General features: G+C 65.8%; 10 protein-coding genes. 6 read left to right on the forward strand and 4 right to left on the reverse strand.

Features of this window, described 5'->3' with window-relative positions; genetic code table 11:
- Positions 1-68: 68 nt before the first annotated feature.
- The gene (trpS, locus tag PAN31108_RS22040; RefSeq protein ID WP_150670907.1) at positions 69-1,109 is read right to left on the reverse strand and encodes a tryptophan--tRNA ligase; all 1,041 of its coding nucleotides are present in this window, start codon (positions 1,107-1,109) and stop codon (positions 69-71) included.
- Between the two features lie 197 nt (positions 1,110-1,306).
- Complete coding sequence (locus PAN31108_RS22045) at positions 1,307-4,924, reverse strand: indolepyruvate ferredoxin oxidoreductase family protein (RefSeq protein WP_246184088.1); 3,618 nt, start codon at positions 4,922-4,924, stop codon at positions 1,307-1,309.
- A gap of 239 nt (positions 4,925-5,163) precedes the next feature.
- On the opposite strand from PAN31108_RS22045, the gene PAN31108_RS22050 reads away from it, so the two are divergent.
- From PAN31108_RS22050 to PAN31108_RS22075, 6 genes are all read left to right on the forward strand, one after another.
- Positions 5,164-5,625 (forward strand): Lrp/AsnC family transcriptional regulator, encoded by a 462-nt coding sequence (locus PAN31108_RS22050; RefSeq protein ID WP_044457521.1) that lies wholly within the window; start codon positions 5,164-5,166, stop codon positions 5,623-5,625.
- A 360-nt stretch (positions 5,626-5,985) separates the two neighbouring features.
- The gene (locus PAN31108_RS22055) at positions 5,986-8,409 is read left to right on the forward strand and encodes a TonB-dependent hemoglobin/transferrin/lactoferrin family receptor (protein ID WP_150670908.1); all 2,424 of its coding nucleotides are present in this window, start codon (positions 5,986-5,988) and stop codon (positions 8,407-8,409) included.
- 127 nt (positions 8,410-8,536) lie between these two features.
- The gene (locus tag PAN31108_RS22060; RefSeq protein ID WP_150670909.1) at positions 8,537-9,646 is read left to right on the forward strand and encodes a hemin-degrading factor; all 1,110 of its coding nucleotides are present in this window, start codon (positions 8,537-8,539) and stop codon (positions 9,644-9,646) included.
- A 47-nt stretch (positions 9,647-9,693) separates the two neighbouring features.
- Positions 9,694-10,566, forward strand: coding sequence for a heme/hemin ABC transporter substrate-binding protein (locus PAN31108_RS22065; protein ID WP_150670948.1), 873 nt, complete (start codon positions 9,694-9,696; stop codon positions 10,564-10,566).
- A gap of 366 nt (positions 10,567-10,932) precedes the next feature.
- A complete protein-coding gene (locus PAN31108_RS22070; protein WP_150670910.1) occupies positions 10,933-11,949 on the forward strand; it encodes a FecCD family ABC transporter permease in 1,017 nt (338 codons plus the stop codon).
- 56 nt (positions 11,950-12,005) lie between these two features.
- Positions 12,006-12,875, forward strand: a complete 870-nt coding sequence (locus PAN31108_RS22075) for a heme ABC transporter ATP-binding protein (RefSeq protein ID WP_150670911.1) — start codon at positions 12,006-12,008, stop codon at positions 12,873-12,875.
- 40 nt (positions 12,876-12,915) lie between these two features.
- On the opposite strand, the gene PAN31108_RS22080 is transcribed toward PAN31108_RS22075, so the two are convergent.
- Together PAN31108_RS22080 and pbpC are read right to left on the reverse strand one after the other, a co-directional pair.
- On the reverse strand, positions 12,916-13,887 hold the full coding sequence (locus tag PAN31108_RS22080) for a delta(1)-pyrroline-2-carboxylate reductase family protein (RefSeq protein ID WP_150670912.1): 972 nt from the start codon (positions 13,885-13,887) through the stop codon (positions 12,916-12,918).
- Positions 13,888-14,117: 230 nt separating this feature from the next.
- Positions 14,118-16,394, reverse strand: coding sequence for a penicillin-binding protein 1C (gene pbpC / locus PAN31108_RS22085; protein WP_150670913.1), 2,277 nt, complete (start codon positions 16,392-16,394; stop codon positions 14,118-14,120).
- Positions 16,395-16,422 lie beyond the last annotated feature (28 nt).

Below are 16,422 nucleotides of genomic sequence, written 5' to 3' on the forward strand. Positions count from 1 at the left end.
TCGCGACGGCCCGCTTCGCCACCACCTGCGGGCCTGGCTGAATCCTCGATGATCCCGATGCCTTCGTCTTACGCCTTCCAGCCCGGCGTGACGAACACCGAGCGCACGTCGTCCAGCGTTTGCGAGACGGTCTCGCGCGCGCGTTCGGTGCCGGCGCGCAGCATGTCCCACACATAGTCCGGATTCCTGGCGTACTGCTCGCGACGCTCGCGCATCGGGCGCAGCATTTCCTGCAAACGCTCTTCCAGTCGCGCCTTGACCTTCGAGTCCGCGAGCCCGCCGCGCACATAGTGGTCCTTGAGCGCTTGCAGGCCTTCCTTGTCTTCGTCGAAGGCGTCGAGGTAGGCGAACGCCACGTTGCCTTCCAGGTGCCCCGGGTCCTCGACCTTCAGGTGCAGCGGATCGGTGTAGCACTTCTTCACGGCGGCGCGAATTTCGTCCGGCGTCGAGGAGATGTTGATGACGTTGCCCAGCGACTTGCTCATCTTGGCCTTGCCGTCGATACCGGGCAGACGCCCGATGGGAGGCACGAGGGCTTTCGCTTCGGTCAGAATGTCGCGATTGGCCATACGATTCAGGCGTCGCACGATTTCGTTGGTTTGCTCGATCATCGGCAACTGGTCTTCGCCCACCGGCACCAGCGTGGCGCGGAATGCCGTGATATCGGCGGCCTGGCTGACCGGATACGTGAGAAAGCCTGCCGGAATGTCCCGCTCGAAGTTGCGCAGGCTGATTTCCTGCTTGACCGTCGGATTGCGCTCCAGGCGCGCCACGGTCACCAGATTCAGGTAGTAGAACGTGAGCTCGGTGAGTTCGGGCAACCACGTCTGCACGCAGATGGTCGTGACGTCGGGGTCGATGCCCACGGCCAGATAGTCGAGCGCCACCTCGGAGACATTGCGATGGACCTTGTCGCGGCCCTTGCCTTCGTCATCGGTGTTGTCGGTCAGCGCCTGTGCGTCGGCGACCAGGATGTATTGCTTGTACTCGTGCTGATATTCAACACGGTTTTTCAGACTACCGACGTAGTGGCCCAGATGCAGCGGACCCGTCGGACGGTCACCCGTGAGGATCACCTTGCGATCCGCAGGCGCCTTCGAAACACTCATTTTCCTCTCCGTAATCAAGCGTCACTACCCTGAATGGTAGCGCGTCGGCCCGATCGCGGTACAGAAACCCTGTTGTCTCGCGCCGCGCCCCTACGGCGAGACGCGCGTGGCGTGCGCGGCGCCATGAACCACGGGGGCCGAAGCCCCCGTGCGCATTTTCCTTCATCTATGACGTTTCCGACGTCGGCGTCCCACCGTCAGCGCGACGTCACCACCGGAATACCCTTGAGCGACTTGCCGCTGCTGCGGGCGTGAGCGAGGGCCTGCTCGACGGCGTCGCCGGTGGCCGCTGCGATGCCGAGCCGCCCCGCGATCGTCGCCTCGACACGCTTGGCCATCGCCAGATTCGCCAGCTTCACATGACCGTAGCCACGAATCTTTGCCGGCGCTTCGGCCAGCGCGATCACATCCGCCAGCGTGTCGGCCGACAGTCCCGCCAGCGCACGGTCGAGCGTGGTGCGGTAATCGGCTATCAACTGACGCTCCATGCGGCGCTCCAGCGTGTAACCGAAAACGTCCAGCGCACCGCCACGCAAACCGCGCAACTTCGCCATACCCCGCAGCACCGGCCACAGCCATGGCCCGATCGTCACCTTCTTCGGGACACCGCCATGCTTGCCGCGCGCGATGAGCGGCGGCGCCATGTGGAATTCGAGACGGAAGTCGCTGCCCGGCTTGCCTTCGAACGTCTCGCCCAGCGCGTCGGTGAACGCCGGCTGCGCATACAGCCGCGCCACTTCGTACTCGTCCTTGTACGCCATCAGCCGCGAGAGCTGCTGCGCGACCGCTCGCGACAGGCGTCCCGGCGCACCGGCCACACGCGTCTCCGCATCGGCAACCTGCTTCACGAAGGCCGTGAATTGCGACGCATAAGCCGCGCTCTGGTATTGCGTCAGCAAGTCCACACGATGCGCGACGAGCGCATCGAACGTCATGTCGTCCGCCACCGGCGCATGCATCGGCGCGTGCGCCGACTTCGCCGTCGTTTCCGTCAGTGCCGCAGGGTCGCCCGCGGCCAGACGACCGATGGCCAACGCCAACTGGTTCATCGGCACCGCCACGTTATTCAGTTCGATGGCGCGTTGCAGGGCATGCAACGGCACCGGCACGAGCCCCAGTTGCCATGCGTAACCGAGCATGATGATGTTCGAGCCCATCGTATCGCCGAGGAAGCGTTGCGCGAGGGCCTGTGCGTCACAGGCATCGAGCTTGTCATTGCCCGCCGCGTGGCGCATCTTCTCCAGCAACGCGCCGGCATGCAGGTTCGCATCGGGGTTCTGCACAAACGTTGCGTTCGGAATGGCATGCGTGTTGACCACGACGCGCGTACGGTCGCGACGCACGGTTTGCAGCGCATCGGCGCTCGCGCCCACGACCATGTCGCATGCGAGCAGCACGTCGGCCTGCTGCGTGTCGATACGCACCTGATTGAGCGCCTGCGGCGTGTTCGCGAACCGCACGAACGACAGCACCGCACCGCCCTTTTGCGCGAAGCCCATGAAGTCGAGCACCGACGCACTCTTGCCTTCGAGATGCGCCGCCATGGTGATGAGCGCGCCGATCGTCACCACGCCCGTGCCGCCCACGCCCGTGACCATGATGTCGAATGGCGCATCGCCCGCGAGCGCCACCGGTTGCGGCAGCGCGTTCAGACGTCCCTCGAAAGCCGCCTGATCGAACGCGGCAGCGAGCGCCTTCTTCAACTGTGCGCCCTTGACCGAAACGAAGCTCGGGCAGAAGCCGTTCACGCAAGAGAAGTCCTTGTTGCACGACGACTGATCGATGCGACGCTTGCGCCCCATCGCCGTCTCCACCGGCTCGACCGACAGGCAGTTCGACGCCACGCCGCAATCGCCGCAGCCCTCGCAAACGGCTTCGTTGATAAACAGTCGCCGGTCCGGATTCGGGAACTCGTTTTTCTTGCGACGACGACGTTTCTCCGCCGCGCACGTCTGATCGTAGATAAGCACGGTCGCGCCGGGAATCTCGCGCAATTCGCGCTGCACGGCATCGAGTTCGCTGCGGTGGTGAAAGGTGGTGCCCTTCGGGAATTGCCCCTCGTGACCGACGTACTTCTCCGGCTCGTCGCTCACGACCACCAGCTTCGCAATACCCTCGGCTTCCACCTGACGTGCGATCTGCGGCACCGAAATCGAACCGTCGACCGGCTGGCCGCCAGTCATCGCCACGGCGTCGTTGTAGAGAATCTTGTACGTGATGTTCGCCTTCGACGCGACCGCCTGGCGAATCGCCAGCAAGCCCGAGTGGAAGTACGTGCCGTCGCCCAGATTCTGGAAAACGTGGGGGCGCTTCGTGAAGTGCGAATGCGCCGCCCAGTCCACCCCTTCGCCGCCCATCTGAATCAGGCCGGTCGTGTCGCGATCCATCCACGACGCCATGAAGTGACACCCGATACCCGCCTGCGCGATGGAGCCCTCAGGCACCTTCGTCGACGTATTGTGCGGGCAGCCGGAACAGAAGTACGGCACGCGACGCACGCCGTCCGCCGCATTCGACAAAATCTCATGCGCCACGAGATCGACCACCCGTTCGCGGCGGTCCAGCGACGGACGACGCTTCGCAAGCCACTCAGCGAACACCGGCAGCACGCGCGACGGACGCAACTCGCCCAGCGCCGAGAGCAGCGCACGGCCATCGGCGTCGGTCTTGCCGAGCACGACCGGACGCGCGCCGGTCGTGCGGTTGTAGAGGGACTGCTTGATCTGCTGCTCGACGACCGGGCCCTTCTCTTCGATCACGAGAATTTCCTTCAGCCCTGCAACGAAGGTGTCCAGACGCGACATGTCGAGCGGGAACGACAGCCCCACCTTGTAGATGCGTACACCCGCTGCCGCGAGATCGTCGACGGTGATGTCCAGACGGCGCAGCGTCTCCATCAGATCGAGGTGCGCCTTGCCGCACGTCACGATGCCGATGTCGGCCTCGGGCGACGGCGCAATCCACTTGTCGATGCTGTTCACGCGCGAGAACGCACGCACGGCGTCGAGCTTGTCCGCCAGACGCGCTTCGAGCGCGAGGCTCGGCAGATCGGGCCAGCGATTGTGCAGACCGCCCGCCGGTGCGACGTAATTGAGCGGCTCGGCCCAGTCCGTGCGGATCTTGTCGAGATCGACGGTGCCACGGGACTCGACCGTCTCGGAGATGGCCTTGAGGCCCGCCCACGCGCCGGAGAAGCGCGAGAGCGCATAACCGTAGAGACCGAACTCGACCAGTTCGCCGATGTCGGCCGGATTGAGCACCGGCATGCTCCACGACATCATCGTGAAGTCGCTCTGATGCGGCATCGACGACGACACGCAACCGTGGTCGTCGCCCGCCACCACGAGCACACCGCCATGACGCGACGCCCCGTACGCGTTGCCATGCTTGAGCGCGTCGCCCGCCCGATCCACGCCGGGCCCCTTGCCGTACCACATGCCGAATACGCCTTCGACGGTGCGCTCCGGGTCGGCTTCCACCCGTTGCGTGCCCATCACCGCCGTGCCGCCCAACTCCTCGTTGATCGCCGGCAGGAACTTGACGTTCGCGGCGTCGAGCAGTTTCTTCGCCTTCCACAACTGCTGATCCACCCCCCCCAGCGGCGAGCCCCGATACCCGCTGATGAAACCGGCGGTGTTCAGGCCACGCGCGGCGTCCAACTGGTGTTGCATGAGCAGGATGCGAACGAGCGCCTGCGTGCCGGTCAGAAAAATCTGGCCGCTACGGGCAGTGAGCGCGTCGGAGAGCTGGTAATCGGGATGGGCCAGCGGGTGGGTCGTCGGCGTCGCGAGCGCGGCGCGCATGGGGGCATTCATCGGGTATCTCCTGAACCCCGCGCCGAGCGTGTCGCATCCTCCCGGATTCGACGTACCGGCGTTGCTTCGGGGACATTCGTTCTGTTCGTTTCGACGCCGGGACAAAGGATGCGCGCATCCATCGGATCGACGTCGGTGATGCAAGCAGTGTATGGGGAGGCAGGAGAAAGATTTTTACTATTTCACTCGATCTGGCGCACAATAAGAAACGTTTATTTCGCAAAAGGCGGTTTTGGAAAATGGAATTACTCGACAACTTCGCCCGTCAGATCTTGCGGTTGTTGCAGATCGATTCGCGCCGCTCGGCGCAGGAACTGTCCGAAAACGTCGGTTTGTCGGCCACGCCTTGCTGGCGCCGCATCAAGGACATGGAGCAAAGCGGCGTGATCCAACGCTACACGGTGCTGCTCGACCGCGAAAAGCTCGGCTTGCACGTGTGTGCGCTGGCGCATGTGCAGCTCACGCGTCACACCGAAGGCGGCACGGAGCAATTCGAGCGCGAGATCCGCTCTTGCCCGGAGGTCACCGAGTGCTACAGCACCACCGGCGAAGCCGATTACATCCTCAAGATCGTGGCGCCGGACATCAAGGCCTACGACGCGTTTTTGCACGAGCACATCTTCCGGTTGCCTGCCGTATCGAACGTCAAAACCAGCGTCGTGCTGCGCGAAATCAAGTTCGACACGAGCCTGCCGATCTGACACCCTACGTCCGACGTCTGCATCGCTACAGGCACGTTCGAGCAGCATCGGCGGCCTTTCACGCCCTTCCCGTCGGATGACATTGCGCAACATCCCTCTTGACGCCTCGGAGGATCTTCGCTAAAAATGCAAATGATTCTCATTTAATAGTTCGTTAAAGCTCTTCGTCCCAAGGCCGAACATCGACGGCACGGTGGCGCAAGATTTTTCGCCAGCCGCGCCTGCCAGCGTGTCGAGAAGCGTCGAGAGACGCTGCCCGCACGCCGATTGCCACGAGCGCTTGCCAGCCAGCAACGGGGTTTTTTGCACTGGGAGCCAGCAGTGAAGCAGTCGTCGAGCGGCGGGGGCCGCGCCTTTGTCATGTCAACGCGCCGGGAGATCGGGGATTCGGGCGCCATCGATTCGTTCGCCGGTAAGGCGCAACGCATCTCAGCCTCGCGACGCCAGCGTGCGTCCGAGCCACGTCGGCGTCTGCATCCGCTCGCCGGCGCGGTGTTTGCCGCGTTCTGGCTGCCTGCCGCTTTCGCGCAACAGGCGCCGGCCGACGCCTCGGCGCAGCCCGCCAGGCCCGGTCAGTCCACCCAGACCCTTCAACTCGCGCAAGCATCGCCCGGCGCACCGGTGCAACTCGCCGAAGCCAATCTGCGTGAGGTGAACGTGACGGCCACCCGCACACCGACCGAAGCGGAACGCACGCCGGCGTCCATTTCGGTGATCACCGATCAGGATCTCGAAGAGCAGCAGGCGCAGGACATCAAGGAAGCGCTGCGCTACGAGCCGGGCGTGACCGTGTCCCGCGCGCCGTATCGTCCCGCGTCGGCCGCAGCCGGCGGCGGTCGCGACGGCAATTCGAGCATCAACATACGCGGCCTGGAAGGCAACCGCGTCGCGCTCTTCGAAGACGGCATCCGCCTACCGTCGTCGTATTCGTTCGGCCCGCTCGAAGCCGGCCGGGGCGATTACATGAGCACGGACCTGCTACGCCGCATCGAAATCCTGCGCGGCCCGGCGTCATCGCTCTATGGCAGCGACGGTCTTACCGGCGTCGTCAACTTCCTCACCAAGGATCCGCAGGACCTGCTCGACGTGTTCGGCAAGTCGACCTACTTCTCGCTGCGCCCGTACTACAACTCGATGAACCGCAGCTTCGGCACGACCGCGCAAGCGGCGTGGGGTGGCGAGCAGTGGCAGGGCATGTTGATCGTCGACGGCAACAAGGGGCATGAGCTCGACGGCAAGGGCACGAACGATTCGGCAAGCACCGCACGCACGACGGCGAACCCGCAGGACACCAACGGCGACTCGGTGCTCGGCAAGCTCGTCTTCAAGGCGACGCCGTTCTCGACATTCAAGCTCACCGCGGAAAACGTGCGCCGCCGCACGGACTCGGACGTGTTGTCCGCCGTCAACCCGCCCACCACCCTCGGTCTGCACACGAGCGACAGGCTCGAACGCAACCGCGTGAGTCTCGATTACGACTTCGCCGACGCGTCGCACGCGTACATCCAGAACGCGCACGCCCTGCTCTATTTCCAGGACGCCAAGAACAGCCAGTACTCGTACGAGAAGCGCACCGCGGGCGACCGCACGCGCGACAACACCTACAAGGAGCGCACCGTCGGCGGCTCGTTGCAGGCCGAGAGCCATTTCGACACCGGTCCGCTCGCGCACAAGCTGGTGTACGGCACCGACGCGAGCCTCGCCTACGTGACCAGCTACCGCAACGGCACCGTGCCGGGCGTGGGCGAATCGTTCCCGAACAAGGCGTTCCCGGACACCGACTACACATTGTTCGGCGCGTTCTTGCAGGACGAAATCCGCTACGGTGCACTCACGGTAACGCCGGGCATTCGCTACGACGCCTACTGGCTCTCGCCGAAGCAGAACGATCCGCTGTACGTCTCGCAGACGAGTTCGGGCAAGCCGACGCAACCCACGTCGTCGAACGACTCGGCGTTCTCGCCGCGTCTGGCGATCATGTACGAGATCGCCCCGTCGCTGATTCCGTATGTGCAATACGCACGCGGCTTCCGCACCCCCACGCCCGATCAGGTCAACAACGGCTTCTCGAACCCGATCTACGGCTACATGTCGATCGCGAATCCGGACCTGAAGCCCGAGACGAGCGACACCGTCGAGCTGGGTCTGCGCGGGCGTCTGGCGACCACGCTCGGTCCCGTCACGTACAGCACCGCCGTATTCGCGGGCAAGTATCGCAACTTCATCTCGCAGCAGAGCATCAGCGGCTCGGGCCGCCCGAACGATCCGCTCGTGTACCAGTACGTGAACTTCAGCCGCGCCAACATTCAGGGTTGGGAAGGCCGCGCCACCTGGGCGCTCAAGGGGGGCGTCACCCTGCGCACGGCCATGGCCTACACGCACGGCACGACCGAAGACAACGGCGCGGCGAGCCAGCCGCTCAACACCGTCAACCCGTTCTCGATGGTCGTGGGCGTGCGCTACGAGCCGAACAGCACCTGGTTCGCGCAAGCGGATCTGATGTTCCAGGCGGCTAAGTCGCAGAGCCAGATCGCGAAAACCTGTACGGCGGGCATGCAGCAGAAGCAGAAGTGCTGGGCCCCGCCGTCGTCGATCGTGCTCGACCTCTCGGGCGGATATCACGTCAACAAGAACGCGACGATCTACGCCGGCATTTACAACGTGTTCGACCGCAAGTACTGGAACTGGTCGGACGTTCGCAACCTCGCCGATAGCTCGACCGTCAAGGACGCCTATTCGGCACCGGGCCGCAGCATGGCTGTGAGCCTGAAGCTTCAGTACTGATCCTGCGGATCGACCATCGGAACCGCGCCGACGCGCCTGCCCGCCCGAATTTTTCGAACGGTTCGCACGTCGGCGCATGCCAGCCACTATCACTTCACGCTAGCCAATACGCTTTCAAGGAATCGCCATGATGAACGCTCAAAACGCCACTTCCTCCGCCCGCCCGGCATTCCCTGCGCTCGCCGACGTCACCCGTCTGCGCAGCGAATTTCAACGAATGAAGACCGAACAGAACCTGCGCGATCGCGACGCCGCCGCCGCACTCGGCGTGTCCGAAGGCGAGACGGTTGCGGCCTTCGTCGGCGAGCACGTCGTGCGCCTGCGTCCGGCGTTCGTCGAGATCGTCGAGGCGCTGCCTGCGCTCGGACGCGTCATGGCGCTCACGCGCAACAATGGCGCCGTCCACGAAAAAGACGGGCAGTACGAAAAGCTCTCGCATCAGGGCACCATGGGCCTCGGTCTGGGCAAGGACCTCGACCTGCGCATCTTCTACCACCAGTGGGCGTATGGTTACGCCGTGCAGACGCCGGCGGAAAACGGCCCGCGTCGCTCGCTGCAATTCTTCGACAAGTCCGGCACGGCGGTGCACAAGATGTTCCTGCGCGATCACAGCGACGTCGCCGCGTTCGAGGCCCTCGTCGCGCGCTTTCGCGCCGACGATCAAACGCCGGGTCAGCATGTCGTAGCCGCCGACGCGCCGAAGGCCGAAACGCCCGATGCCGATATCGACGCGGCGGCGTTCCAGCGCGACTGGCTGGCGATGACCGACACGCACCAGTTCTTCGACATGCTCAGGCGTCACGGCGTCTCGCGCGCCCAGGCACTGCGCCTTGCCCCCGCAGGTCACGCCAAACGTGTCGCAGCCACGTCGGCGCGCGCCCTGCTCGAAGACGCCGCCGGCACCGACCTGCCGATCATGGTGTTCGTCGGCAACGCGGGCATGATCCAGATCCACACCGGCCCGGTGCAGAACATCAAGGTGATGGGCCCGTGGGTCAACGTGCTCGATCCGGGCTTCAACCTGCACTTGCGTGAAGACCTCATCGATACGGCGTGGATCGTACGCAAGCCGACCGCCGACGGCATCGTCTCGTCGCTCGAATTGCTCGACGCCTCGGGCATGGTGATCGCCATGTTCTTCGGCGAACGCAAACCGGGTCAGACCGAACGCGAAGACTGGCGCGCCGCGCTGGTTCGCGTGGAAAGCTCGCAAGGCGTTGCGGAGGCATCGGCGTGAAATCAACTCTCGACACCCTCGGCGGACCCCGGGTATCGCGCCGCACCATGCTGAGCGCGGGCGCCACGCTGGCGACGGGCGCGTGGCTCGGCTCGCTGCTGCCGGTCTCGCTGGTGCAGGCGGCGACGAAAGACGGGCCGAAGCGCGTGATCGTCGCCGGCGGTGCGCTCACGGAAATCGTCTACGCGCTCGGCGCTCAGCAACGCGTCATCGCCAACGACCTCACGAGCCTCTATCCCGATGCCGCCGCCAAGCTGCCGAAGATCGGCTATCTGCGGACGTTGTCCGCCGAAGGCGTGCTGTCGCTGCATCCGGATCTGCTCCTCGCGGGCGCGGAAGCCGGCCCACCTAACGTGCTAACGCAGATCGAAGCGGCCGGCGTGCCGGTCCGGCATTTCAAGCACGGCTATACCGCCGAGTTGGTGCGCGACAACATCCGTGGCGTCGCCGGCGCATTGACGCTGGGCGACGACGGCGCGCGGATGGCCGAGCGCTTCATGTCCGACTGGATGCAAGTGCGCGGCAAGGTCGAGCAACAGTACGGGGCTGCACGACGTCCGCGTGTGCTGTTCATCCTCGGTCACACCGGCAATCAGGTGATGGTCGCCGGGCAGGACACGGCCGCCGACGCCATGCTCGCCTACGCCGGCGCCGAGAACGCCCTGCGCGGCTTCAACGGCTATCGGCCGCTCACGGCGGAGGCCGCCGTGGCCGCTCAGCCCGACGTGCTGCTCACGACCACGGCGGGGCCGTCCGCCGCCGATCCGAGCGCGTCGTTGCTCGCGCAGCCCGGGCTGGCGAATACGCCTGCAGGGCGCGCCAAACGCGTGGTCAGCTTCGACGCGTTGTACCTGCTCGGTTTTGGCCCGCGTCTGCCGCAGGCCGTCGCCGATCTCGCCCGGCGCGTACATGCCGCCTAACCGCCTAACCGCGTAACCACGTAACGGCGTCTGCAAGGCCGGGCAGGTGTGACGAGTGATTGCTCGACGTCTCCCTCCCCGCGCTACCCTGACGCCCCGACTGCAACCCGCCATTCGCCAGTAAACGACGCCATGTCAGCCGCGCCTCCGATTCCGAAGCCTTCGTCGTCCGCCCGCCACCGGCCGCCGATGTCGAACGCCGCTTCGCCACCCCGTGTCGCACCGGACGCTTCGCCTGCCGGGTTGCCGGCACCCCTTCGAGAGGGTCGCGATGGTCGCGATGGTCGAGAGGGCCGCGCAGGCTACACCGGCAGCGGCTTGGCCCGTCAGAGCGCCGCGCGTCGGCGTCCGCCTCGATGGCTGGTGATGACGCTGCTCGTCGGATTGCTGACGGCGACCGTTCTTGCGGCGTTGTGTGGCGGCGCTTACCGTATCGCGCCGGGCGACGCCATTGCCGCGCTGTTCCGGGGGGCGACGGGCGACTTCGCTCAGGATCAGGCGCGCAATGTGATGTTGCAGATTCGTCTGCCGCGCATCGTGCTCGGCATTCTGGTCGGCGCCGGATTCGGTGCGGCCGGTGCGGCATTGCAGGCGCTCTTTCGTAATCCGCTGGCCGACCCGGGGTTGATCGGCGTGGCCAGCGGTGCGGCGCTGGGCGCGGCTGGCGTCATCGTCCTCGGCGGCGTGCTGTTGCCTGCGGCACTCGCGGCGTCGCTCGGGGTGTGGATGCTGCCGGTGGCGGCGTTCGTCGGCGCGCTGGGCGTGACAGCGCTGGTCTACCGTCTTGCGGCCGGGCGCGGACGTCTCGCTCTGCCGCTGCTGTTGCTCGCCGGTATCGCGATCAACGCCGTCGCCAGCGCCGCCATCGGGTTGCTGACCTATCTCGCCAGCGACACGCAACTACGCACCCTCACGTTCTGGACGCTCGGCAGTCTCGGCGGGGCGCAATGGTCGATGCTCGCCGTGATCGTGTGGCCCGTGGCGCTGGGGATCGTCGCCCTCGCCTCGCAGTGCCGTTCGCTCAACGCGTTACTGCTCGGCGAAGCCGAGGCGTTGCATCTGGGCGTGGCCGTGCAATCAGTCAAGCGACGCGTGATGGTGGCTTGCGCACTGTGCGTAGGGGCGTTGGTCGCGTCGAGCGGCATGATCGGATTCATCGGGCTGGTCGCGCCGCACATCGTGCGCCTGGTGGTCGGTCCCGATCCGCGCGCCGTGCTGCCGGCGGCGGCGCTCTTCGGCGCGATCCTGACGCTGCTCGCCGACCTCGTCGCCCGCACGTGGGTCGCTCCCGCCGAATTGCCGCTCGGTATTCTGACAGCGCTGCTCGGCGCGCCCTTCTTCCTCATGCTGCTGTGGCGACGCCGCGGCCAGTTCGGGTTGTGACGACCCGAGCGGTTTTCATGCGACGCATCGCCCACTGACCACACCGGCACATCACCATGCTCAGCGCTCACGACCTCACGATTGCTCACACCGAATCCCCCGTGCTCGACGGCCTGTCGCTCGACATTCGTCCCGGCGAATTGCTGGTGCTGCTCGGGCGCAACGGCGCCGGCAAAAGTACCTTGCTCAAAGCGCTGGCCGGGGAGCCATTGCCGCCGCGCGCGCACATGCGCGGCGCCATCACGCTCAACGGCGCGTTGCTGTCGCAATACACCTCGGCGGCGCTGGCACGCCTGCGTGCGGTGCTGCCGCAAACGGCGCAGTTGTCGTTCCCGTTCAGCGCGCTGGAAATCGTCACGATGGGCCGGCTGCCGTTTCCGGGATCGGCCACCAGATCGACGACATCAGGTGCGCGCAGCAAGCGCAAGAGCGATGAGGACATCGCAATGCTCGCGCTGGAACAGGCGGGAGCGCTATCGCTGATGCATCGCGACGTGATGACGCTCTCGGGCGGCGAATGGGCGCGGGTGCAGTTCGCACGGGTGCTGGCGCAGTTGTGGCCGGACGAAAGCGCCGGGGCGCCGTCGGTGCCGCGTTACCTGCTGCTCGACGAACCGACGGCGGCGCTCGACCTCGCACATCAGCATCACCTGTTGGCGCTCACGCGCGAACTCGCCAAGTCGTGGGGATTCGGTGCGATGGCGATCGTGCACGACGTGAATCTCGCCGCGCGTCACGCGGACCGGATGGCGCTGCTCGCCGACGGTCGAATTCTCGCCACGGGCACCCCGTACGAGGTAATGCGCGCCGATCTCATCGAGACGACGCTCGGGCTTCCCGTGCAGGTGATTACCCCCCAAAACCTGCCGGATCACGCCACCATGCGCGGCGTATCGGCGGGCGTGCCGTTCGCACTCCCGGCATGATGTCGGCCCCGCCTGCGCTTACCGGCTCGGGCGAGCGGAATCAGGCCGACGGAACCCCGTCTTTCGCCACATTCGCGCGCGCGCACAGCACGGCGGCGAGATCCCACAGCGCGTAACCCACGCTCTTGAAGAGCACCGGCCCGCTCGCGCGGAACCGGTCGGGCGTGATGATCGCGTCCATCAACGGCGCAGCGCGTCCCCAATCGATGGCGGCGTGCAACAGGTCGCCAGCCTCGTGTTTGACCTCCCACGTATCGACGACGAGCGTTCCGCGCACGGCGGCGTCGCGGCACAACTGCGGCGGCAACTCGCGCATGTCCGGACGAAACGCGCCGACGCCCGCCACGAAGATGTCGTCGCGCCAACGCACCGCATCGGTGTCGGGCAGTACGGGCTCGCTGCTGGTCGTCGCCGTAATCACGATGCTCACGGTGCCGAGTACCGGCTCGATGGCATCGACGACGGTCGCCTCGACACCGAGTGTCGCCGCATGCTCCGCGAGCGTATGTGCCCGCTCCGGGCTGCGCGAGTAGATCATGAAGTGACGCGTTCCCATACCGGCAGCGAACGCCTCCAGATGCGCCCTCGCCTGCACGCCCGCACCGACGATGAGCACCGGCCCCTTGGGCCTCGGCGCGAATTTGCGGGCGGCGAACAGCGTAACGGCGGCCGTGCGCCGGCCTGTGACGGTCGGCCCGTCGAGCAACATCAGACGTTCGCCCGTATGCGGATCGAATACCATCACTTCGCCGATGATCGACGGCTTCCCGGCCCGACAGTTTTCGGGATGCACGGTAATGTGTTTGGTCATTGCCACATCGCGATTGACGGCGGGCATGACGAGCAGCACGCCGCCTCGGCGGCCGCGTTCGGGTTCGGTCAGGGGAAAGTGCAGACGCTCGGGCGCGCGGGCGGTGCCCGAACGCATCTCCATGAGCATGGACTCGATGCCATCGGCCAACTGAGGATAGGGCAACAACTGCGCAGTTTGCTGCGCATCCAGCGTGATCATCGATATGTCTCCGCTTCGGGGGCGTGCGCCGTCGGCGGCAGAGCTTTCACTCGTCGTCGTTACATCGCGTCACGCTTTTGCTAAGTCTGAATTCAGTGTAGCGCGCATCGCGAGAACGCGTCTGCCACATCAAAATTTAATCGTGACAATTCGTGTCATGGCGTCCACAAGTGCCATCCGGCGATGTCGAGAATCGGTCCGCCGCGTCGCATGGCATCGCGCACATGCGCTCAGCGGCTCGCATTGCGCATGCGTTTGTCGTCGTTGACAGTCGCACCGCGTACCTCGAAACGCACACTGTCGCGAACAGTGCCGGACGCATCGACGAGTTCGAGCGTGTGCCGCCCCGGCCAGGGCAACCAGCTCACCCGCGCACTACCCGCCAGCGGCTTGCCGTCGAGTCGCCAGACGGCGCCTTTGGGCCACGCCGCGGCGACCTGAAACCACAGTCGCTGGTTCGCCGGCGGGATATCCGGATCGAGTGCGACGATGGTCCCGTCGGTCGGCCCCGCAATACGCCAGAGCGGACCGCTGGGGGCTTTCGTCGCGAGTGCGGATAGCGCAATCGTGTTCTGCGACGTCCCTGGCAAAAACCACTCTTCGCGCGCGGGTTCCACGTGCTGTGCATACTGCACTGCGACATGTTCGACGTCCGGCGGCGCCGGTGGCGGCAGACTCGCGGTACGTCGATGCAGATAGTCCATCACCCGATGCCAGATCGGTGCGGCGCCGGACACGCCGGAGACGTCCCACATCGGGGCGCCGTCCGCATTGCCGACCCAGACACCGACCGTGTAGCGACGCGAATACCCGACGGCCCAGTTGTCGCGCATGTCCTTGCTCGTGCCGGTCTTCACAGCCGTCCAATAGCGTGTGGAGAGGGGACTGTCGAGTCCGAACGTGCGGGTTCGCGCCTGCCGGTCGGCAAGCATGTCCGACACGATGAAGCTCACCTGGGGCGAGAAGACAGCGGTGCGCGGGTGCCCGTCGGCACGGTCCTTCGCCGACGACGGCGAACGTGCCGGCATGCGTTCGTTCACGCCGCTGGCCGTGCCCCCGTTCGCCAATGCCCGATAGGCGTTGGTCAATGTGAGCAAGGTGACGTCGGCGCTGCCCAGCGCCAGACTGAAGCCGTAGTAATCCCCGCTTTGCGTGAGCGGCAAACCGAGCGAGACGAGCGTCTGCGCGAACCGGCGCGGCGTGACCATCACGAGCGTACGCACGGCGGGCACATTCAGCGACGAGCCGAGCGCCGTGCGCGCACTCACCCATCCCTTGAAGTGACGGTCGTAGTTCTGCGGAATGTACAGCCCGCCACCTGTCGGCAAGTCGATGGGCGAATCGTCGAGCAAGGAGGCCGCCGTCAGACGCCGTTCGGCAATCGCCTGCGCATACAGGAACGGTTTGAGCGTGGAGCCGGCCTGTCGCAGCGAGGTCACACCGTCGACCTGCGCTGCCGACGACAACGCCGCTCCCGACGAGCCGACCCACGCCAGAATGTCGCCGCTGGCGTTGTCGATCACGACGATCGCACCGTCCTGCACGTTGCGCGAACGGCCCGGCGTGCTCAGCTCCCGCAACGTCTGCTGAAGCGTGCTCACGGCCATGCGCTGAAGATTCGCGTCCAACGTACTGGTGATACGCGTGCCCGCCGGCGGACGACGCTCGCTGAACACGCGACGCGCAAAGTGCGGCGCGAGATTGACGGCATCGCGGGTCGTCATCACGCTGGCAGGTCGTGAAAACACAAGTTGCGTATAGCCTTCCAGTCCACTGCAATCGGCCGCTTGCCCGATATCCTTCAGAATGCCGCACGCCCGTTGCGAGACGCGCGCCGCAGACGCATTGGGCGCGCGCAACAAGGCGACGGCCAGCGCCGCCTCGCGGGCATCGAGGCCGATGGGTAGCTTGCCGAAGAGCGTCTGCGAGACGGCCGAAATGCCCACGAGTTCGCCCCGGAAGGGCACGAGGTTCAGGTACGCCTCGAGAATCTGGTCCTTGCGCCAGCGCTGTTCCAGCCATACGGCGGTCGCCGCCTGGCCGACCTTCTGCGTAACGGAGCGATTGCGCGCGCTCGGGCGCAGATCGTCGTCGAGCAGCCCGGCCAGCTGCATCGTCAACGTGGACGCGCCACGGGTTCGCGAATGCCAAAGATTGCCCCACGCAGCGGCGGCCACGCCTCGCCAGTCGACGCCGCTGTGCGCATAGAAACGCTTGTCCTCGGAGACGATCAACGCCTGACGAAACGCCGGCGATACGTCTGTGAGCGTCACCCAGTCGCCGCGTTGCGCGCGCATATCCGCGCGCAACCGCTGCAACGGCTCGCCACTGCGATCCAGCAGGATCCAGTCCGAGGCCCGCCAATCCTGGCGCACCTCGTCGAACGACGGCACCGCTCGCGCAGGCGCAGAGGTCGCCAGACTGCCGAGCGACAGCACGACGCTCAGCACCGCATGCACTGCGCGACGCGCACCGCCCCAGCGACGACCTTCCGGAACCGCGCTCATTCCCGCCACCATTCCCGCGATTTTTCCC

The sequence above is a fragment of the Pandoraea anhela genome (genome assembly GCF_902459655.1).
GTDB classification, from domain to species: domain Bacteria; phylum Pseudomonadota; class Gammaproteobacteria; order Burkholderiales; family Burkholderiaceae; genus Pandoraea; species Pandoraea anhela.